The sequence below is a fragment of the Roseateles sp. P5_D6 genome (assembly GCF_054049415.1).
Window position 1 is genome coordinate 231,197 of the sequence record NZ_JBFUMK010000004.1, and the last position, 19,612, is coordinate 250,808.

The following is a 19,612-nucleotide window of genomic DNA, read 5'->3' on the forward strand; positions in this document are numbered from 1 at the left end:
TCCATGCACATGCTTTACAACTCCGACAGCTTCATCGTCGTCCAGTTCGACGTCCCACACGCCGAGCTCCAGGCGGTGGAGGCCGGCCCGCAGCTGAACCGAGGCGGTTTTGAGATCGTCGACAAGTTCGCCCGCAAGGAAATCTTCATCGAAGGCGCCCTGGCCGAATCCTTCCAGCAAGGCGTGCAGGCCCTCATCGACGATGGCGAGCCTTCCGAGGACGAACTGGACGCCTTCATCGAGCGCTATGCCGTGATGGGCCAGCAACCGGTCGTGATGCACTGAACGTTTAGGGGGCCGATCTGACGTTGCTCTGCCGCCAAGCCTGATACAAGATGGGTCCGCGCCGCCGCTGCAGGCTGCGCAAGGAGCCCATCGAATGGTGAAGCGAGTCGCCGCTGAGACAGCCGCCCGGGCATCTGCCCGCTTGCTGCCCTCGCCCGGCCTGGACAGCGCTCCGGTGCTGGACCGCATGTGCTCGCAGTTCGTGCTGACGCTGACCGTCAGGCACGCCGGCCGCTTCAACCTGCGGCGCGACTTCAACGGCCTGCTGTCCTTCACGGGCCGCCATCTCGTCTGGCCCACGCGTGTGCTGCAAAGGCTGCGCGGCTATCTGGGCCAGCGCTGCGCCGGCAACGAGTTGTGGCGCGGCCACGATGCGCTGAGTGACGAAGCCTTCCTCGACCGCTTCGGCCAATGGAGCGGCCCCTTCTCGGAAGCCACACTGTTCTTCTACCTAGACGAATACGTCAAGGATGCGCCCAAGGACATGATGGCCCTGCTGGCCACCACCTGCGAGTACCTGGACCGCCAGCTCAAGCGCGAGTCGACGCTGGTCGAGAAGAACATCGCTGCGCTGGGCACGCTGCTGCAGCTCAACCCCGCCGAGCGGGCCATCCTGCTGTACGGCACCCTCGCCCGCTACCAGCGTGAGCTGCGCGGGGCGCTGGTCGAGTTCAAGGTCAACACCGCGCAGGAAGCCTTCGCGGCAATCGCCGCCGTTGCCGGCGTGGACGAACGCGAGGTCGCCGAGGCGCTGCGCGCCGGTTCACGCCTCGAGCGCATCGGCATGGTCGAGAACCTGATCTCCGAGCACAACATCACCGACCTGGCCGACCTGATGAAAGTCAGCGACCAGCTGCCGCCGGTGCTGATGCGCGAATACCAGGGCCCGCATGACCTGATGGCCGTCTTCACGCGGCCCGCCACGCTGAGCACGCTGGGCGCCAGTGATTTCCAGTTCGTCAGTGATGACCTGAGCTTGCTGCAAGGCCTGTTGCGCCAGGCCGTCACCACGCACGCGACCGGCGTCAACGTGCTGCTGTACGGCCCGCCGGGCACGGGCAAGACGGAGCTGGCCAAGGTGGCTGCCGCAGCTGCGGGGCTGGATCTGTACGAGGTCGAGTATGCCGACCGCGATGGCAACTCACTGTCGGGCCGCGACCGCTACCGTTCGCTGCAGATCAGCCAGGTCTTCCTGAAGGCCAGCGCCAATGTGGCCCTGCTGTTCGATGAGGTCGAGGATGTGTTCCCGCCGCTGTCCAGCGACACAGCCTCGCTGCTGAACCGGCTGGACGCCAGCGGCGAAGGCGGGGTCGGCAACTCGGTCAGCGGCAAGGCCTGGGTCAACCAGATCCTGGAAACCAACCCGGTGCCGGTCATCTGGGTCACCAACCGCATCGAGCAGATCGACCCGGCCTTCCGGCGCCGCTTCCAGTACCACCTGGAGCTGAAGTCGCCGCCGCCCGGCGCCCGCAAGGGGCTGGTGGCCAAGGCGCTGGGCGAGGTGCCCGTCAGCGAAGGCTTCATCGCCAAGCTGGCGGAACGCCCGGGCCTGACGCCCGCGCAGATCCGCACAGCCGTACGCTTCGCCCAGCTGGCCGGCTCGGCCGACGACGCCGAGAAACTGATCGAGCGCCAGCTGCTCAACGCCGACAAGGCCCTGGGCCGCGACGACGGCAGCAGCATGGCCCGGCCCTGCGTCACCAGCTACGCACTGGATCTGCTGAACTGCGAAAGCCGCTTCGAGATCCCGCGCATCGTCGAGGCATTGCGCCGCAAGGGCGCGGGTCAACTCTGCTTCTACGGGCCACCCGGCAGCGGCAAGACCGCCCTGGCCGAGCACATCGCCCAGGCCCTGGGCCGGCCGCTCATGGTCAGGCGCGCCAGCGACATCGCCAGCAAGTTCGTCGGCGAGACCGAGCAGAACATGGCGCGCATGTTCGAAACGGCCCAGACCGAAGGCGCCGTGCTGCTGCTGGATGAAGCCGACAGCTTCCTGCGCAGCCGCAAGCATGCCGAGCGCAACTACGAGGTGTCGGAGGTCAACGAGATGCTGGCCGGCATGGAGCGCTTCAGCGGCCTCTTCATCTGCACGACCAACCTCTTCGACGACCTCGACGAGGCGGCGCTGCGGCGCTTCGCGTTCAAGATCCGCTTCAAGGCGCTCAAGCCCGAACAGCGCGTGGCGATGTTCGAGCGCGAGGCGGGCGCCGCCCCGGCCGATGAGCAGCGCTCACGGCTGGTGGCGATGGACTGCCTGACGCATGGCGACTTCGCGGCCGTGCGCAACCAGGTCGAGATCCTCGGCGAGGCATTCACGCCGGATGAGTTCCTGGCTCAACTGGAGGCGGAGCATCGAGCGAAGCCTGAAGTCCGCGAACGCAGAGGCATCGGGTTCAGAGCGGCTTGAAGTAGTAGGTCGTCGAGCAGAACGGCCCTTCCGGCATCAATGCGTAGTTCGGAATGTCGCCCGCTCGCTGCCAACCCGTTCTCTCATAGACCCGCGAAGCATCGCTGCCGGTGACGGTGTCCAGCACCAGCGTCGTCTTGCCCAACTCACGAGCCTTTACCTCCAGCGCCCGCAGCAGGTGTTCGGCCACACCCTGCCGGCGCGCGCTGCGATGAACCAACATCTTGGACACGTCGGCCCTGTGCGGCTGGTTGTCGGGCATGTCGACGACGAGAGACAGCGTGCCGCACACCCGCCCGGCGTCATCCAGCGCCACGAACAGGTGCCGCTTGCCGTCAGCCACCTGCCCTGCCACGCCTTGCCAGAACACCCGAGCACGTTCGGTCGACAGGTCGGCCATGAAGCCCACTGAGGCGCCACCCGCCACGCAGTCGAGCAGCACAACGGCCAGTTCGTCCATGCGCGCCTCGGCCTGCGCCGCATCCAGTTCTTTGATCGTGACGGCCATGTCTAGTTCCTTGCCAAAACACACCGCCGCCGCGTTGCCTGCGTAGCGGCCGAAGTTGTCGATGCGCCGGTAGCCATGCCGCTCGTAGAACGACACGGCGCGGGTGTTCACGGCGCGTGTTTCCAGCCACAGGGCGCGGTAGCCCAAGTGCCTCGCAGATGACTCCAAATGAGTCAGCAACGCCGCGCCGACACCGTGCGAGCCGGGGCGGGCGTACATGCGCTTGAGTTCCGCCACACCATCTTGCAGCGGTCGCAGGGCGCCGCAACCCAGCGCCGCGCCGGCCTCGTCCTGTGCGATGACGAAACGGCTGCGCGGCCCGCGCACGTCGTCGGCCGCGAAACCGCTGCGCCCGCTGTCGCCGGTGATCGCCTGCAGTGCAGCGGACAACTCGTCCAGCAGCAAGCGCGCGTCAGTGTGGTCCGGAGCGACAGTGACGAGGTTCAGCGCCATGACTTGGCCCCGCTCAAGGCCACGAGGTAACGCGCCGGCTTGGTTCCAGGATTGTGGAAACGGATGGGCGCATCCAGCCGCATCGCCAGGCAGTCGCCCGGGTTCAGCTGCCACTGCTCGCTGCCGTGGCCGATCTCCATGGCGCCATCGATCATCCAGACGAGCTGGTGGATGTCGGCATCACGCTCCGAGGTTTCGAAGGAGACGCGCTGGCCGGCCGGGAAGATGACGTCCACCAGTTGCAGTGGCGACACGCCGGCGGGCGACACGTTGCGGCGGCGGTAACCCGAGGCCGGGTCGTCCCAGACGGGTTGCTCGGCTACACGCGCCAGCGGCGAGGGTGTGGTCGGTGCCGGACCAGCCTCGAACATCGACGCGACGCTGACGCCGAGCGCCGACGAAAGCTTGTCGAGCACCACGGCCGTCGGGCTGCTCTGGCCGCGCTCGATCAGCGAGATGTTGGAGCGGCTGACGCCACTCTTGTTGGCCAATGCGTCGAGCGACAGGCCGGCAGCCGAGCGCAGTTCGTGCAGGCGATGGCCGATGCGTTGCGTGATATCCATTCATCCAGTTTACTGGAATTTGTTTTCCATCAAAATGGAATTGCACGTTCAACGACGCGGCGCCAGGCCGGATCGGGCCAGCGGCGGCCAAGGCGCCAGGCGGCGTGGGTGAGCTTGATGGCATGGGCATCGTCCTGTTCGCAGGCCGCCGCGATCAGCGCCGGCCAGGGGCGGCTGGGTGGGCGGTCGAGCATCAGCGCCGGCTCGGCGCCGCTGGCCAGCAGGCCGGCAGCAGCGGCGACGCTGAAGCCCCGCGCCAGCTGGGGCGCCGGCCACCAGGGCTCCAGCACCACCATCGCGTGGCTGGCCGTCAGCAGATGCAGCACGGTGAAGTTGCCGGTCGCCGCATAGGTGCGGGCCGCCAGCAGCGCCAGGTCGCGCAGTGCGTCCGGCCCATGGCGCAGCCGCCCGGCGACTGCGGCGAAATCCGGCGATTCGCCCCAGGCCTGCATGCGGCCGTGGATCAGCGCACCTGCCGGGTAGGCCGGACGCGACAGCTCGCTCAGCGCCGGCAGCCAATCGGCCAGTTCCAGCGGCGGGCCGTCGGCCGTGGTCGGCAGCGGCAGGAAGTGGGCCGCCCAGTGCGCAAGGCCAGCGGCCAGCTCGCCCTCGTGGCCGGCCAGCACCGCATGGCCGGTGCGGATCAGGCCATGGAAGGCGATGGCACCGACACCAGGCAGCAGCAGGGACAGAGCCTTGCGCAACGTGCCGGCCGCACCGATCTCCGCAATGCGCGCCGCGAAGTGAGCATGCCAGGCGGTCTCGCTGTCGGGTCGGCCCAGGTCGCGCTCGACCGTGACGCTGCCCGGGCGAGCGGCGACGCGTGGTTCGAGGTGGACTTCGTAGCTTTCGGTCCAGGCCTGCAGCCGCGCCGCCGAGGCGCCCAGCTCCAGCAAGGCCTGCTGGGCCATGGGCAGGTGGTTGCTCAGTCGGCCCCGGTAGGTGGGCGCCAGCGCCGCACCGGCGTCGAGCAGATGGTGCAACTGGGCCAGCGTGGCGGGCGCGGGCAAGGCGGTCTTGGTCAGCATGGCGGCTCTTGGCTGTGGGAACATGGCGCCATGCTCGAAGTTCAAGTGGACTTGAAGTCAAGCGCCATGGAGTCCGCCGCACCGCTGACCATCGGCCAGTTGGCCAAGCGTGCCGGCGTGGCGGCCAGCGCGCTGCGCTTCTACGAGGCCGAGGGCCTGATCGCCGGCGGCCGCAGCGCCGGCGGGCACCGCCAATACCCCCGCCACGTGCTGCGGCGGGTGGCCTTCATTCGTGCGGCCCAGGTGGTGGGGCTGACGCTGCCGCAGATCAAGGCGGCGCTGGCCACCCTGCCCCAGGGCCGCACGCCCACCAAGGCGGATTGGACGCGGCTGTCGGCCGGCTGGGCGCCGTTGCTGGACGAACGCATCGCGGCCCTGCAGCAGTTGCGCGAACGGCTGACGGGCTGCATCGGCTGCGGCTGCCTGTCGCTGAAGGCCTGTGCCCTTTACAACCCCCAGGACGTCAAGCGCAGCGAGGGTGCCGGGGCGAGGCTTCTGCGCATCGAAACCGCGACTTGACCCCTTGGCGACGGCGGGTGAGCACTTCCCGGCGAAAATACCCGGGTTAACCCGCCAAACCGTCCGCCCAACCGTCCGCCCAACCGTCCGCAAGAACGACCGCCATGAGTGCCTTCCACGAAGAGACCGTCCTGACCGTCCACCACTGGACCGACCGCCTGTTCAGCTTCACGACGACGCGCGACCAGGCCCTGCGTTTTTCCAATGGCCACTTCACGATGATTGGCCTCAAGACCGAGACGGGCAAACCGCTGCTGCGCGCCTACAGCATCGTCAGCGCCAACTATGAAGAGCAGCTGGAGTTCCTCAGCATCAAGGTGCCGGACGGCCCGCTGACCTCCAAACTGCAGCACATCAAACCAGGCGACAAGATCATCGTCGGCCGCAAGCCCACGGGCACGCTGCTGATCGACTATCTGCTGCCGGGCAAGAACCTCTATCTGCTGGGCAGCGGCACCGGCCTGGCGCCCTTCATCAGCGTCGCGCGTGACCCCGAGACCTACGAGCGCTTCGAAAAGGTCATCGTCGTGCACGGCGTGCGCCACGTGAACGAGCTGGCCTATCACGACCACCTCACGGTCGACCTGCACCAGCACGAATTCCTCGGCGAATTCGCTGCCGAGCAGCTGCTGTACTACCCGACGGTCACGCGCGAACCCTTCAAGAACATGGGCCGCATCACCGACCTGATCCAGACCGGCAAGCTGCAGGCCGACCTGGGCCTGCCGCCGCTGGACCCCGAGACCGACCGCATCATGCTGTGCGGCAGCCCCGCGCTGCTGAAGGACATGCAGGAGATGCTGGAGATCCGTGGTTTCAAGGAAGGCAGCACGACGACACCGGGCGACTACGTCATCGAGCGCGCTTTCGTCGAGAAGTAGGGCGCCCCTCGCCTGGTCTTGCCCTGCTGAACGCGGGCAAGCCCAGTCGGTCCCCCGAGGGGACGGCGATGCAAGCGGCATTGAGCCGCTCGCACATCGCCAGACGGGCCGGCTTGGGAGCGGCCCGGCGCTCGGCCCACAGGAAAACGCAGACGCCTCCTCGAAGGCGCCTACATTCCCTTGAACAAGTGGGTATAGCTGCGGCTGACTTCGAGCTTCTCGGTCAGACCGCGCACCCCCACCAGCTGGCGGCCGCGGAAGTCGCGGGTGATGCCGTCGATGGCGCGCGCATTCACAAGCGTGGAGCGGTGGATCTGCCAGAAGACCTGCGGGTCCAGCTCGTCCACCAGCTCTTTGATCGGCTTGCGGATCAAGGCCTCGACCTTGGCTGTCTGCACCCGGGTGTACTTCTCGTCGCTGATGAAGAACAGCACGTCCTCGACCGGGATCATCTGGATGGCCTGGCCGACCGTGGCCTGGATCCACTGCAGATATTGCGGCTTGCCAGCCGGGTTCATCTGCCCCGACAGCTTGTGCAGTAGCTGCTGCAGCGGCACCGGCGCGCTGTCGCTGAAGTCGTTGGAGGGCGCCTCGCGCTGGGCCAGGCGCTTCTTGATGCGAGCCACCGTCAGCTGCAGGCGCTCGCGCTCGGCGGGCTTGAGCACGTAGTCGGCCACACCCTGCTCGAAGGCTTCGACGGCGTACTGGTCGTAGGCCGTGATGAAGACGATCTCGGGCACCAGCCAGTCGTCGTCCCCCGAGCCCTCCCCCTCATCTCCCATTTGGGCGATCTGGCGGGCGGCCTCGACGCCCGTCAGGCCCGGCATGCGGATATCGAGGAAGACGATATCGGGCTTGTGCTCCTTGGTCAGCTCGACCGCCTCGAGGCCGTTCTTGGCCTCGGCGACGATCTCCAGCTCGGGCCAGACCTCGGTCAATCGGGCGCGCAATTGCTCGCGCATCAGTCTTTCGTCGTCGGCCAGAACGGCACGGATGGGTGCATTGCTCATAGCCGACGATGCTAGTTCAGACTGGCGTCGATTTGGCGGTGTTGGCGCGGCTGCGGTTGCGCAGGACGACGAAGAGCAGCAGGCCGAGCAGGATCAGCGGCGAGCCGAGCACGGCGCCGACGCCCAGCAGGCTGGCCACGACCAGGGCCAGCACGCCGCCGACGATGAGCAGCGGCAGGGCCACACCCAGCAGCAGCACCAGTGGCACGACGATGACGCAGATGATGCCGGCGACGAACAGGCCGATGGTCGCGCCCAGCCAGTCGCCGACATCGCTGCCGCCGAGGAAGAACTCGCCGTCGTCCAGCACGATGTGCATGTCGGGGCCGCCATGGTGCAGCAGCGCAAAGCCGCCGAACATCGCCATCAGGACCATCAGCGCGGTGCCGATGAACAGAATCTTGAACAGGGTTTTCATGCCGTGGCTCCTTCGTCGTTGCGGCTGCGATAGGGCACGGTGATCGTGACGACCGTGCCACTGGGTTGGTTCTCGGTGACGGTGACGCTGGCGCGGTTGCCGTGCAGCAGTTGCAGGCGTTCGCGGATATTGGCCAGGCCCACGCCGGTGCCCGAGGTGGCGGCCCGGCCAAACCCCAGGCCCGTGTCGGCGACCGTGACGGCCAGCTTGCCGTTCACGATCTCGGCCTTGACCTTCAGCGTGCCGCCCTCGGCCTTGGGCTCCAGGCCATGCTTGATGGCGTTCTCGACCAGGCCCTGAATCATCATGGGCGGGAATTCGGCCGACAGCAGGCCCTCGGGCACATCGATCTCGGTCTGCAGGCGCTCTTCCATGCGCACCTTCAGGATCTCGAGGTAGGGCTTGATGACGGCCAACTCGCGGCCCAGGTCGCGGGTGGCGGTGGCGTTGGCCTCACGCATGGTGGGCATGGAGGCCCGCAACAGCGCGATGAGGTTCTTCTGCATCTGGCTGGCACGCGGCGGGTCGGTCTCGATCAGGTGGTCGATGGAGGCCAGCGTGTTGAACAGGAAGTGCGGCTCCACCTGGGCCTGCATGGCGGCCATGCGGGCCTCGATGACCTGGCGCTTCAGGGCCTCGCTCTCGGCGTTCTCGGCCGCCTGGGCGGCCTTGACCTCGGCCTGAATGCGGCCCTTGTACATGGCCTTGATGACGGCGGAGGCCAGGATCCACAGGATGGCCAGGTCGACCAGGGAGTCGCCGGCATGCACGATGGTGACGCGCTTGCGGCTCTGCGCGTCCTTGGCTTCCTCGGCGGCCTGCTGCAGGGCGGCCTGGGCGTCGGCGGCGGCTTCCTGGGCTTCCTTGACCTCCTCGGCCTCCTGCTTGAGCTGGCTGAGCTGCTCCTTGGCCTGGTCGATGGCGGCGCGGATGTCCTCGGGACGGGCGCTCTTGGGGAAGTCGATGGAAATGGCCGGGGCCTCGTTGGCCTTGGGCTCGCCGTCGTCGCCTTCGGCGGCGCTGGCTGCCGAGGCTGCGGAGCGCACGGGCTGGATGCGCACACCACGCTCGTCGATCTTGACCTCGTAGTGAACGCCCTTGTCGGCCACCTTCTTGCCGCCCTTTTCGGCCCTGTCGACCGCCTTGCGGGCCTGGTCGGCAGCCTTCTTTGCCTCGGCCTCGAGCTTGGCCTGGCGGCGCACGGCGCCGTGGTCATGCTCCTCGACCTGCTCGCTGATGCGCCAGGTGAAGGGAGGCAGGTTCTTCAGCACGTTGACGCCGATCAGCAGCGCCAGCGACAGCAGCACGAAACGCTTCCAGCTGATGCCGACCAGCCATCCGGCGTAGATGTGGAAATACCGCACCACGGTGGCGGAAAAACGCTGCCAACGCTCGATCCAGAGCTTTTGCTGGGGGCTGGGGGAGAAGGAGGGAGTCATGGCCGGGGTCTGTCGTTGGGAGTCACTGTACGCAGGGGCTCGGCGCCCTGTGGGGCGGAAGCGACGCGCCGGCGCGGTCACGGGACGAACTGCAGGGGAGGGCGACAGGCCGCGTACCCATTACAGACAGGGCCGCGAAGGCCCCGGCAATAGTTCACGGATCACACAGCAAAAAGCCCGCCAGAGGCGGGCTTGCAGAGGGCGTCGGCAGGCAGATTACTGCTTGATGGCCTCGACCTGGACCAGCAGGCGGATGGCGTCCGGCGTGACGGCGGGCATGGCGTAGACGATGCCCCACTGGCTGCGCTGGATGGTGGTCTCGAAGTCACCGCCGCAGACCTCGCGCTTCAGGCGCGGGTTCTCGTAGCAGTTGAAGTTGGTGGCCGTCAGCGTGACCGGGTTGGTCTTGCCGCGCAGCGTCAGCTCGCCGGAGACGCTGGCCACCTTGTCGCCGTTGAAGCTGAACTTGTCGCCGACGAACTTGGCCGTCGGGAACTCCTCGACGGCGAAGAAGTCCTTGCTCTTCAGGTGGCCGTCGAACGGGGCCGTGCCGGTCGTGAGGGAGGCCATGTCGATGGTGAACTCGACCTTGCCGGTCTTGGCGGCCTTGTCCAGCGTGACCGTGCCTTCCTTCTTGTCCCAGCGGCCGCGCAGCGTGCTGGTGCCGAAATGCTTGGCTTCGAAGGTGACCGCGGTGTGGCTGGGATCAATGGCGTAGGTGGCGCTTTGGGCTTGAGCGGCGCCAGCGGCGGCGATCAGGGTGGCAAGCAACAGGGCATTCTTCATCGTGAAGGTCTCCGGGGGGTGGGAAGAGAGGGGTGGGAGGTTACAGGCCGACTAGATGCCGGAAAAGGACAGTTTGAACTTCACGGTCACGTCGTTGGCGACCATCGACGTGTCGGCCCATTCGCCGTCACCGATCTTGAAATCCAGGCGCTTGATGGCCACGCTGCCGCTGGCCACGCCAGAGGCCAGCGTGAGGGGCACGACGACATCGCGGCTGGCGCCCTTGATGCTCAGCTTGCCGGCCACGTCGTACTTGCCGGGGCCGGTGGCCTTGATGCCGCTGGACACAAATGTGGCCTTGCCGTTGCGCTTGGTGTCGAACCAGGGCGTCTTGGCGAGCTCGGCGTCGAAGCTGGCGTCGCCCAGGGACACGCTGCCCAGGTCCACCGTGAAGGCGATCTTGCCGGCCTCGGGCTTCTTGGTGTCGAAATCGAGCTGGGCTTCGAACTTCTTGAACTTGCCGTCCACCGGCACGCCCATCTGCTTGAAAGTGAAGCTGAGGTCGCTCTTCTCGGGTTGCAGCGTGGCGGCCTGGGCGGCCAGGGCGCTGGTGGCGATCAGCAGGGCGGAGATCAGGCGTTTCATGAAGTCCTTTCAGGTGCGGTTCAGTTGCGACCCAGGCCCATGCGGGCAAGCAGGCCGTCCCGGTCGATGAAGTGATGCTTGAGGGCGGCGCCGACATGGCCGGCGACGAGCAGGCCCAGGCCGTAGGCGGCGAAGTGGTGCACCAGCTTCAGCGTCTCGGCGAGTTCCTTGTCCTTGGGCACGAAGTCCGGCAGCGGCAGCACGCCGAACCAGACGATGGGAAAGCCCGCGGCCGAGCTGTAGGCCCAGCCCGTCAGCGGCACAGCGAAGAACAGCACATAGAGCAGGTTGTGCGTCACATGGGCCGCGCTCAGTTGCCAGGCCGGCATGGGGATGTCGGCGGGCGGGCGGTGCGTCAGGCGCCAAAGCAGGCGCAGTGCGGACAGCGTCAGGATGGTGACGCCGGCCCATTTGTGCCAGTTGTAGAGCTTGAGCCGCGTCGGCGAGAACGGCAGGCTGGTCATGTACAGGCCCACGCCGAAGGCGCCGACGATGGCCAGCGCCAGCAGCCAGTGCAGCGCGATGGCGATGGGGGTGTAGCGGTTGGCAGGGCTCATATGGGTTTGCAGTGTGTTCCCGGCAGAGGGGGGAGCGGTTCATCGGCGTTGTCGCCAATGTTCAGCGATTTTGAACGGCTCGGGGGTGGTGCGTGCAATCCCGTGGGTTTGACCCAGTTGCGCACCGACAGCTCCCAGCCAGACTCGGTCTCAGCGGCGCGCGCCCGGCCGCAGGTTCTGTTGAAGGCGCATTCAAAACATCCATTGGAGACAGCCCATGACCCAGAAACCCAGCGCTCGCCGTCGCTTCATCAAGACGGCCGCGGCCACGACGGCCGGGGGTGCCGCCCTGGCAGCCCCCATGATCTCGAAAGCGGAGACCGTCAGCCTGCGCTTCCAGTCGACCTGGCCTGCCAAGGACATCTTCCACGAGTACGCCCAGGACTTCGCCAGGAAGGTCAACGACATGGCCGGCGGTCGCCTGAAGATCGAGGTGCTGCCGTCCAACGCAGTGGTACCGGCCTTCCAGCTGCTCGARGCCGTCAACAAGGGMACGCTGGACGGCGGCCAYGGCGTGGTGGCCTACCACTACGGCAAGAACTCGGCGCTGGCGCTGTGGGGCTCGGGCCCGGGCTTCGGCATGGACCCGAACATGCTGCTGGCCTGGCACAACTACGGCGGCGGCGAGGCTCTGCTGGAGGAGATCTACAAGTCCATCAGCATGGAAGTGGTGTCCTTCCTGTACGGCCCGATGCCGACCCAGCCCTATGGCTGGTTCAAGAAGCCGGTGGCCAACCTCGACCAGATGAAGGGCGTGAAGTTCCGCACCGTGGGCTTGGCGGTGGACCTCTACACCGAGCAGGGTGCGGCCGTGAACCCGCTGCCCGGCGGCGAGATCGTCGCGGCCCTGGACCGCGGCCTCATCGATGCGGCCGAGTTCAACAACGCCACCAGCGACCGCATCCTCGGCTTCCCCGACGTGGCCAAGAACTGCATGCTGCAGAGCTTCCACCAGAGCACCGAGCAGTTCGAGATCCTGTTCAACAAGGGCAAGTACAACGCGCTGCCGGCCGAGCTGAAGAAGATCATCGACTACGCCGTGCAGGCCTCCAGCGCCGACATGAGCTGGAAGGCGATCGACCGCAACTCCAAGGACTACGCCGAGATGAAGAAGGGCGGCGTGGCCTTCTACAAGACGCCGGACGCCATCCTGCGCAACCAGCTCGAATCCTGGGACAAGGTGATCGCCAAGAAGTCGGCCGAGAACCCGCACTTCAAGAAGGTGCTGGACAGCCAGCGCGCCTTCGCCCAGCGGGCCGGCCAATGGCAGAACGACTACCTGGTCGACTTCAAGATGGCCTGGAACCACTACTTCGCCAAGAAGGGCTGAAGGCTCTCTGAGCGTGTCAATCGACGGGCCCTTCGGGGCCTGTCCTGCATGAGGGGTGTCGCGATGGATGTGCAGAAGCTGCTGCATCGGGTGGACGGCATCAGCACGTGGGTCGGCAAGGCCTCCGCCTGGCTGATCGTCGTGCTGATGCTGCTGGTGGTGGCCGAGGTGTTCAAGCGCTATGCGCTGAACATGCCGACGGCCTGGATCTTCGACGCGAGCAACATGCTCTACGGCACGCTGTTCATGATGGGCGGCGCCTACGCGCTGGCCCACGACGGCCACGTGCGCGGCGACTTCCTCTACGGCCGCATGCAGCCGCGCACCCAGGCCTGGCTGGACCTCGTTCTCTACGTCGTCTTCTTCCTGCCCGGCATCGGCGCGCTGACCTGGAGCGGCTGGACCTACTTCGGCGACTCGCTGCGCATCCACGAGACGACCTTCAACGCCACGCCGCTGCCGGTCTACCCCTTCAAGGCCATCATCCCGATCGCCGGCGCGATGGTGATGCTCCAGGGCCTGTCCGAGATCCTGCGCTGCATCGTCTGCATACGCACGGGGGCGTGGACGCCAAGGCTGCGCGACGCCGAGGAGATCGACGTCGTCGAGCAGCAATTGGCGGCCAGCACGCATGTCGACGCCGACGCCGCCCGCGAGGCGATCGACCGCGCCAAGGACATCGACGAGATCGCGCGCCAGCGCACCACCAGTGGAGGCAACCCGCATGAGTAATGCCGCCCTCGGCCTGACCATGCTCAGCCTCATCGTGGTCGTCATCCTGCTGGGCTTCCCGACGGCCTTCACGCTGATGGGCCTGGGCATGCTGTTCGGCTTCGTCGCCTTCTACGACCCCGGCCAGCCCTGGCTGGACAACCGCATCTTCGACCTGATGGTGCAGCGCGCCTACGGCGCGATGAACAACGACACGCTGCTGTCGATACCGCTCTTTGTGCTGATGGGCTATGTGATGGAACGCGGCGCGCTGGTGGACAAGATGTTCCACAGCGTGCAGCTGGCCTTCCGCCGCCTGCCCGGTTCGCTGGCCGTCACGACCCTGGTCATCTGCACCTTCTGGGGCATTGCCAGCGGCCTGGTGGGCGCCGTCGTCGTGCTGATGGGCGTCATCGCGATGCGGCCCATGCTGAAGGCCGGCTACGACACGCGCCTGGCCGCGGGCGTCATCACGGCCGGCGGCACCCTGGGCATCCTGATCCCGCCCTCCGTGATGATCATCGTCTACGCGGCCGTGGCCGGGCAGTCGGTCGTCAAGCTCTACGCAGCGGCGATGTTCCCGGGCTTCTTCCTGGCCTTCCTGTACCTGGTCTACGTGATCGGTTGGTGCATGATCAATCCGAAGGTCGCGCCGCAGTTGCCGCCGGAGCAGCAGCGCGCACCGATCTCGCCGGCCATCGCCGCACTGGCCGATCGCTATTCGCCGCGCATGCTGTGGGCACTGCTGAAGGCGGTGCTGTCCCCTTCAGGCGCACCCATGGGCTGGGGCCGGCTGCTGGCCAGCCTGCTTCGCGCTCTGGTACCCGTGTGGCTGGCCCTGGTCTGCCTCGGCACGACCTGGTGGTACGTCACCGACTACACGCAAAAGACCGAGGTCAGTGCGCCCGCGGCGATGCAGAAGCTGGATGCGCCGGCCGCACCCGGCGGGCTGCAGGAGCCGCCGAGCCCATCGGGCGGCCTGGCCGAACCGCCAGGGGCCAGCGGCGGGTTGCAGGAACCGCCCGGTGCCCTGGCCGAACCGGGCGCAGCCAAGCCCGCCGCCGACGAGCCGCTGCAGCGCATGGGTGGCGCAGTCAGCGAAGCACCCCGACCCGAGGCCGTACCGAAGAACTTCTACACGGGCTTCGCCATCGTCTGCGTGCTGACGGCCCTGCTGCTGGCCTGGTACTACTGGCGCTTCGACGCCGAGCAGTACGAGATCCTGACCATGCTGGTGTCGTCGGTGATGCCGCTGGGCATCCTGACGCTGGTGGTGCTGGGCGTCATCCTGTTCGGCATCACCACCGCCACCGAATCAGCCGCAGTGGGTGCGGCAGGTGCCTTCCTGATGGCCTGGCAGGCCGGCTCGCTGACCTTCAAGAAGACCCGCGAGGCGGTGTTCCTGACCGCCAAGACGACGGCCATGGTCTGCTGGCTCTTCGTCGGCTCGGCGTTGTTCTCGGCCGTGTTCGCGCTGCTGGGCGGGCAGGCGCTGGTGGAGCGCTGGGTGCTGTCGATGGACCTGACGCCGCTGCAGTTCATGCTGCTGTCGCAGGCCATCATCTTCGTGCTGGGCTGGCCGCTGGAGTGGACCGAGATCATCGTCATCTTCGTGCCCATCTTCCTGCCGCTGCTGGCGCACTTCCAGATCGACCCGATGCTGTGGGGCGTGCTGGTGTTCGTGAACCTGCAGGCCGCTTTCCTGAGCCCGCCGGTGGCCATGTCGGCCTTCTACCTGAAGGGGGTGAGCCCGCCGCATGTGACGCTGAACCAGATCTTCGCGGGCATGATGCCCTACATGCTCATCGTCATTCTGTGCATGGTGTTCATGTACGTGTGGCCGGAGATGACGCTGTGGCTGCCGGGCTACCTCTACGGAAGGTGATGTCCGCCCCTCGTCCAGTCACGCCGCGCTGAACGCGGGCGTGCTCAGCCGGTCCCCCGAGGGGACGGCGATGCTTGCGGCATTGAGCCGCAAGCACATCGCCTGACGGGCCGGCTCGGGAGCGGCCCAGCGCTCGGCCCAAATCACCGCGGGCGAGTGGTGAGGAAGACTCCCACCAGCACGAGCATGGTCCCGACCGCGATCCAGCCGTTCATTGGCTCGCCGAGGATGAAGTAGCCCATCAGGATGGTGCTCATCGGCCCGACCATGCCGACCTGCGACGACAGCGGCGCGCCAATGCGGGCGATGGCCAGCATCACCATCAGCACCGGCGCCACCGTGCAGGCGGTGGCATTCAGCAGCGACAGCCACATCACCGGCTCGGGCACGATGAAGGCGGAGGCGGGCTTGAGCAACGCGAACTGCGCGATGCACAGCACGCAGGCCACGCTGCTGGCCAGGCCTGCCAACCGCATCGAGCCCAGGCGCTGCACGACCTTGCCGGACAGCGCCAGATAGACGGCATAGCTGACGGCACTGCCGAACACCAGGGCCGCCCCGAGCGCCGTGTCGGACCCCTGGAAGCTGAGTTCATGCGCGAACACCGCCACGACGCCGGCATAGCTGATGGCCAGCGCAATGACCTGCCGCGCTTGCAGCCGGTGGTGGAAGAAGACGACCGACAGCAGCAGCACCAGCGTCGGGTTGAGGTAGAGGATCAGCCGCTCCAGGCTGGCCGTGATGTAGGCCAGGCCGGCGAAGTCGAGGTAGCTCGCCAGGTAGTAGCCGGTGAAGCCGAGCACGCCGATGTCGCGCCAGTCGCGACGCGTCAGCACCGGCTTGCCGCGGCCGGCCCACCAGGCCAGCGCCACGAAGAAAGGCAGGGCCAGCAGCATGCGCCACATCAGCAGCGTGACCGCGTCGACGCCGTGGCGATAGGCCAGCTTGACGATGATGGCCTTGCCCGAGAAGCCGATGGCGCCCAGCACCGCCAGCAGCAGGCCCAGCCACCTGCGGCGGTCAGCGGCGGGCTGGAGCGGCGGCGGGGTCGGCATCATCCTGGCGCATGGTGCGGCCCAGTCTAGGCCGGCGCCGCGCGACGACGGCACTTGACTGGTGAAGCCTCGCTTGCCCGGCAGCCTCAGCGCCCGCAGCGCCCCAGTTCGCGCGGCGGATTTTGCTGACGATAGAGCTCGGCCTGCTGGCGATGCAGCTGCTGCAGTTCGGCTGCGTAGCCGGGCTGCAGCAGATAGTCCCGCACCTGCGCGGCGGCCGACACGCCCGGCGATTGCCGCGATATCTGCAGGTACAGCCCTGCCGCGCCGAGGCCACGCGGCAGCACGCGCACCTCCTGCTCGCAGCCCACGGCGCGCAACAGTTGCTCGCCCGATTCGCGCGCCGTGGCAACCGCATCCAGGCGGCCCAGCAGCAATTTGCGCAGGTTCAGCTCCTCGCTGAGCGCGTTGTCCACCAGGGCATGATGGGCAAGTTGCTGGTCCACCTCCGTTCCCAGGCTGACGCCCAGGCCCACGCCGATGCGAAGGCCGGCGAGATCGGTCCAGCCCTCAAAGCGCAGCGGGTTGTCCCGCCGCACGAAGAGTGCGCCCTCATTGCGTGCCAGCGCCGGCTCCACGACCACGGCGTACCCGCGCCGCTTGGGGGTGTCGAAGGCGCAGACCATCACGTCCACTTCGCCGCGCTCGACCAGGGCCCGGCAGCGGGACCAGGGCCCGACCGGTTCGACGGCAAGCGTCCATCCGGCGGCAGCGAAGGCGCGACGCGCGACCTCGACGCAGACGCCGTGCAGCCGGCCCTGCTGCTCCCAGCTCATCGGCTGGGCGGCCGGATGGGCGCAGGCGCGCAGCTGCCGCTCCGCGCTGGCTGGTGACGCCAGCAGGGCGGACAGGCACAAGGCCAGCAGCAGGCGGGTGCGGGTCATGGGGAACTCCGGGCACGGGGTGCGGCTGGATCGTAGTGCGCCCCGAGGCCAGCTCGCCTGCTCGTGTCAGCCGCGCACGACGGCCAGCATTTCGTGCACGTCGTGGCACATGACGGCAAGGTAGGCGGCCAGCACGAGGTAGTAGGTCGCGTACTCCCATTTCACGGCCGTGGGCACGGCGTAATAGGTCTGCGCCTCGAGGCTGTCGCTGCGATGCCGCCAGGCCTTGATGAGCTGGGGCCAGGCCAGCAGGGCCATCAGGATCAGCATCGGGCTGGGCCGCCAGAAGAACAGCGCCACGAGCATGGGCGCGCCGAGCAGCCAGATGCGCGGCGACAGCACGGCCGTGATGCGGCCGCCGTCGAAAGGCGAGATCGGGATCAGGTTGAACAGGTTCAGGAAGAAGCCGCTGTAGGACACGGCCAGCAGCCAGTCGGCGCCCCAGCTGCGCGCCATCAGATAGGTGACCGTGGCGCCGACCGTACCCAGCATCGGCCCGGCCAGGCCGACGAAAGCCTCGGTCTGAGCGTCGTGCGGCATGTCCTTCAGCTCGACCCAGGCGCCGACGAAGGGGATGAAGGTCGGCGCGCCGACGTTCAGGCCCTTGTAGCGCGCCGCGATGAAGTGGCCCATCTCGTGCACGAAGAGCAGCGCGATGAAGCCTGCCGCATAGCGCCAACCGTAGATCCAGGCGTAGACGACCAGCGAGATCAGCATGCTGCCGCCGGTGGTCAGCAGCTTGCCGAACTTGGCGCCCGTGAAGAGCAGCGCGAGGAGCTTGAACATCAGACCGTGGGCTTGTCGCGCTTGAAGAACTTCGTGATGGCTGCACCGCCACCAATCACCGCAATGAAGATGATCTTGGCGAACTTGGCGATGAAGGCGAACGCCACAGCCAGCAGGCCGAGCTTCTTGGCGCCAACGCCGACCACCAGCGCCGCCAGGCCGTACTCGGCGACATGGTCGGTGGAAGAGTCGAAGTCCTCGTAGCGCTTGCCCTTGTCGAACTCCAGCGCGCCGAGCAAGGCCTTGGCGTCGGGTTTCTGGTCCGGCAACTCCTTCAGGTCGGTGATGAAATTCAGGCTCAGATAGCCCTCGCGGCCCAACGCATAGGTGTTGTAGTTGACGCCCTGGCCCGCGTCGGCCGGCGCGCCCTTTTCCTTGGAGCTCATCGCCCAGACGAGTCGATGCTGGGTCGCTTCATAGGCCGGCGGCTCGGCCCAGCCGGTGATCTCGATGGGCGCCACGCCCATCTTCTGGCGCTCGTCGTTGCTGGCCTCGGTGCCTTCCTTGTAGCTGGCCAGCAGGTCATCGGCCTTCCACTCCTTGGCGTCGCCGTCCTTCACGTAGCCGGAGGCGATGTAGCGCAGCGTGGCGAACCATTCGCCGTCGCCCTTGGGGAAGATGAGGCCGGCCAGTTCGGTGTGTTCGCCCGGGTTGCCCATCGCGGTCAGCAGCTTGCCGGCCTGGGGCTGGGGGATGAAGATGCGGCCGGCCGGCAGGTGCAGCGTGGCCTGCCCTGCGATGGCGACGTCGGCCGGGCCTTCCTTGGCCGCGGCCTTGGCCTCGGTCCAGGCAGCGTTCTCGGGTGGGGCGTCGGCGGCCTGTGTGGACAGGCTCAGCAGCAGGCCGACAGCGGCCAGCAGGCCGCGCAGCATCGTCTTCATTGGTTCTCCCTGTTGGAAAGGGCGCAGTCTAGGCAACCCCGGACGCGGCCCCGTTCAGGGATTGCCCCGCGACGGGCAGATTCACAATTCGCACCACAACGCAGGGGGAGCTGAACATGGCAATGATCAACAAGATGCGCCGCGTGCTCGCTGCGGCGACATGCCTGCTGCTGATGCTGGCCGGCAGCGGCTGCACGACGAAGCGCACGGTGGTCGTGTCACCGCCGCTGCGTTGCGACCAGCCCAGCAGCAACTGCGTCAACGACTTGATGCAGGCGCTGGAAGACTGGAAGGACGCCTACAACAACCGCGACCCGCGGCGGCTCCAGCAGCTCTATGCCCCGGGCGCGTTGATCACCGACGACGAATACTCGGCCGTGCCACTGGACGGCAGCGAGTTGCCGGTGTTCTTCGACCAGATGGCGCAACGGCCGACGGCGCGCATGCGCTGGATCATCGGCAACCTGCAGTTGTTCGGCGACACCGCCGTGCGCTCGGGCCAATACGAGTTCAGCGAGCAGGTCGAAGGCCAGACCAAGACGCGGCCGGCGCGCTACAGCTTTGCCTATCAGCGCATCGACGGTCGCTGGCTGATCGTGCTGCAGCACTCCACGATCAGGCCCTGAACGGCAAAGCGCTGC

General features: G+C 67.2%; 21 protein-coding genes and 1 pseudogene. 8 read left to right on the forward strand and 14 right to left on the reverse strand.

Going from position 1 to position 19,612, the window contains the following annotated elements:
• The first annotated feature begins 3 nt into the window (after positions 1–3).
• Together ACXJKM_RS06900 and ACXJKM_RS06905 are read left to right on the forward strand one after the other, a co-directional pair.
• Positions 4–285: a BTH_I0359 family protein gene (locus tag ACXJKM_RS06900; protein WP_056191800.1), complete on the forward strand. Its 282-nt coding sequence runs from the start codon at positions 4–6 to the stop codon at positions 283–285.
• A 94-nt stretch (positions 286–379) separates the two neighbouring features.
• Complete coding sequence (locus tag ACXJKM_RS06905) at positions 380–2,692, forward strand: ATP-binding protein (RefSeq protein ID WP_457351199.1); 2,313 nt, start codon at positions 380–382, stop codon at positions 2,690–2,692.
• On the opposite strand, the gene ACXJKM_RS06910 is transcribed toward ACXJKM_RS06905, so the two are convergent.
• The 4 genes and pseudogenes from ACXJKM_RS06910 to ACXJKM_RS06925 all read right to left on the reverse strand — a co-directional run bounded on the left by ACXJKM_RS06910 (position 2,679) and on the right by ACXJKM_RS06925 (position 5,244).
• Complete coding sequence (locus ACXJKM_RS06910; protein ID WP_457351377.1) at positions 2,679–3,200, reverse strand: GNAT family N-acetyltransferase; 522 nt, start codon at positions 3,198–3,200, stop codon at positions 2,679–2,681. The two genes, ACXJKM_RS06905 and ACXJKM_RS06910, sit on opposite strands and share 14 nt — an antisense overlap.
• A 78-nt stretch (positions 3,201–3,278) precedes the next feature.
• Positions 3,279–3,653, reverse strand: a pseudogene (locus ACXJKM_RS06915) (GNAT family N-acetyltransferase); the annotation flags it as partial.
• Positions 3,644–4,216, reverse strand: a complete 573-nt coding sequence (locus ACXJKM_RS06920) for a helix-turn-helix domain-containing protein (protein WP_457322847.1) — start codon at positions 4,214–4,216, stop codon at positions 3,644–3,646. The pseudogene ACXJKM_RS06915 and the gene ACXJKM_RS06920, both read right to left, overlap by 10 nt.
• A 29-nt stretch (positions 4,217–4,245) precedes the next feature.
• Positions 4,246–5,244: a questin oxidase family protein gene (locus tag ACXJKM_RS06925; RefSeq protein ID WP_457351201.1), complete on the reverse strand. Its 999-nt coding sequence runs from the start codon at positions 5,242–5,244 to the stop codon at positions 4,246–4,248.
• A 30-nt stretch (positions 5,245–5,274) separates the two neighbouring features.
• Here ACXJKM_RS06925 and soxR point away from each other — a divergent pair, with 30 nt between their 5' ends.
• Together soxR and ACXJKM_RS06935 are read left to right on the forward strand one after the other, a co-directional pair.
• The gene (gene soxR, locus ACXJKM_RS06930; protein ID WP_235531787.1) at positions 5,275–5,763 is read left to right on the forward strand and encodes a redox-sensitive transcriptional activator SoxR; all 489 of its coding nucleotides are present in this window, start codon (positions 5,275–5,277) and stop codon (positions 5,761–5,763) included.
• A gap of 104 nt (positions 5,764–5,867) precedes the next feature.
• Positions 5,868–6,644 (forward strand): ferredoxin--NADP reductase, encoded by a 777-nt coding sequence (locus ACXJKM_RS06935; protein WP_457351202.1) that lies wholly within the window; start codon positions 5,868–5,870, stop codon positions 6,642–6,644.
• A gap of 170 nt (positions 6,645–6,814) precedes the next feature.
• Here the strand turns inward: ACXJKM_RS06935 and ACXJKM_RS06940 are convergent, their stop codons facing one another.
• The 6 genes from ACXJKM_RS06940 to ACXJKM_RS06965 all read right to left on the reverse strand — a co-directional run bounded on the left by ACXJKM_RS06940 (position 6,815) and on the right by ACXJKM_RS06965 (position 11,439).
• Positions 6,815–7,654, reverse strand: a complete 840-nt coding sequence (locus ACXJKM_RS06940; RefSeq protein ID WP_457351204.1) for a LytR/AlgR family response regulator transcription factor — start codon at positions 7,652–7,654, stop codon at positions 6,815–6,817.
• A 16-nt stretch (positions 7,655–7,670) separates the two neighbouring features.
• On the reverse strand, positions 7,671–8,072 hold the full coding sequence (locus ACXJKM_RS06945) for a hypothetical protein (protein ID WP_457351206.1): 402 nt from the start codon (positions 8,070–8,072) through the stop codon (positions 7,671–7,673).
• The gene (locus ACXJKM_RS06950) at positions 8,069–9,511 is read right to left on the reverse strand and encodes a sensor histidine kinase (RefSeq protein WP_457351208.1); all 1,443 of its coding nucleotides are present in this window, start codon (positions 9,509–9,511) and stop codon (positions 8,069–8,071) included. Before ACXJKM_RS06950 ends, ACXJKM_RS06945 begins: the two co-directional genes overlap by 4 nt.
• Positions 9,512–9,727: 216 nt before the next feature.
• Positions 9,728–10,297 (reverse strand): YceI family protein, encoded by a 570-nt coding sequence (locus ACXJKM_RS06955; RefSeq protein WP_056191784.1) that lies wholly within the window; start codon positions 10,295–10,297, stop codon positions 9,728–9,730.
• Positions 10,298–10,348: 51 nt separating this feature from the next.
• The gene (locus tag ACXJKM_RS06960) at positions 10,349–10,882 is read right to left on the reverse strand and encodes a YceI family protein (protein WP_056191782.1); all 534 of its coding nucleotides are present in this window, start codon (positions 10,880–10,882) and stop codon (positions 10,349–10,351) included.
• A 20-nt stretch (positions 10,883–10,902) separates the two neighbouring features.
• Entirely contained in the window at positions 10,903–11,439 is a 537-nt protein-coding gene (locus ACXJKM_RS06965; protein WP_457351210.1) for a cytochrome b, read from the reverse strand.
• Positions 11,440–11,656: 217 nt separating this feature from the next.
• Here ACXJKM_RS06965 and ACXJKM_RS06970 point away from each other — a divergent pair, with 217 nt between their 5' ends.
• The 3 genes from ACXJKM_RS06970 to ACXJKM_RS06980 all read left to right on the forward strand — a co-directional run bounded on the left by ACXJKM_RS06970 (position 11,657) and on the right by ACXJKM_RS06980 (position 15,365).
• Positions 11,657–12,769, forward strand: coding sequence for a TRAP transporter substrate-binding protein (locus tag ACXJKM_RS06970; RefSeq protein WP_457351212.1), 1,113 nt, complete (start codon positions 11,657–11,659; stop codon positions 12,767–12,769).
• Positions 12,770–12,832: 63 nt separating this feature from the next.
• Entirely contained in the window at positions 12,833–13,501 is a 669-nt protein-coding gene (locus ACXJKM_RS06975; protein WP_457351378.1) for a TRAP transporter small permease subunit, read from the forward strand.
• Positions 13,494–15,365 (forward strand): TRAP transporter large permease subunit, encoded by a 1,872-nt coding sequence (locus ACXJKM_RS06980; protein ID WP_457351214.1) that lies wholly within the window; start codon positions 13,494–13,496, stop codon positions 15,363–15,365. Before ACXJKM_RS06975 ends, ACXJKM_RS06980 begins: the two co-directional genes overlap by 8 nt.
• A gap of 143 nt (positions 15,366–15,508) precedes the next feature.
• Here the strand turns inward: ACXJKM_RS06980 and ACXJKM_RS06985 are convergent, their stop codons facing one another.
• From ACXJKM_RS06985 to ACXJKM_RS07000, 4 genes are all read right to left on the reverse strand, one after another.
• Positions 15,509–16,423 carry a DMT family transporter gene (locus ACXJKM_RS06985; protein WP_056191772.1) on the reverse strand — a complete coding sequence of 305 codons (915 nt, stop codon included), beginning with the start codon at positions 16,421–16,423 and terminating at the stop codon, positions 15,509–15,511.
• A gap of 83 nt (positions 16,424–16,506) precedes the next feature.
• Entirely contained in the window at positions 16,507–17,304 is a 798-nt protein-coding gene (locus ACXJKM_RS06990; RefSeq protein ID WP_457351216.1) for a substrate-binding periplasmic protein, read from the reverse strand.
• A gap of 66 nt (positions 17,305–17,370) precedes the next feature.
• The gene (locus ACXJKM_RS06995; protein WP_457351218.1) at positions 17,371–18,090 is read right to left on the reverse strand and encodes a site-2 protease family protein; all 720 of its coding nucleotides are present in this window, start codon (positions 18,088–18,090) and stop codon (positions 17,371–17,373) included.
• Positions 18,090–18,971, reverse strand: coding sequence for a DUF2167 domain-containing protein (locus ACXJKM_RS07000; RefSeq protein ID WP_457321069.1), 882 nt, complete (start codon positions 18,969–18,971; stop codon positions 18,090–18,092). Before ACXJKM_RS07000 ends, ACXJKM_RS06995 begins: the two co-directional genes overlap by 1 nt.
• A 116-nt stretch (positions 18,972–19,087) precedes the next feature.
• Between ACXJKM_RS07000 and ACXJKM_RS07005 the strand changes: the two genes are divergently transcribed.
• Positions 19,088–19,597, forward strand: a complete 510-nt coding sequence (locus ACXJKM_RS07005) for a DUF4440 domain-containing protein (RefSeq protein WP_457351220.1) — start codon at positions 19,088–19,090, stop codon at positions 19,595–19,597.
• Positions 19,598–19,612: the final 15 nt, after the last annotated feature.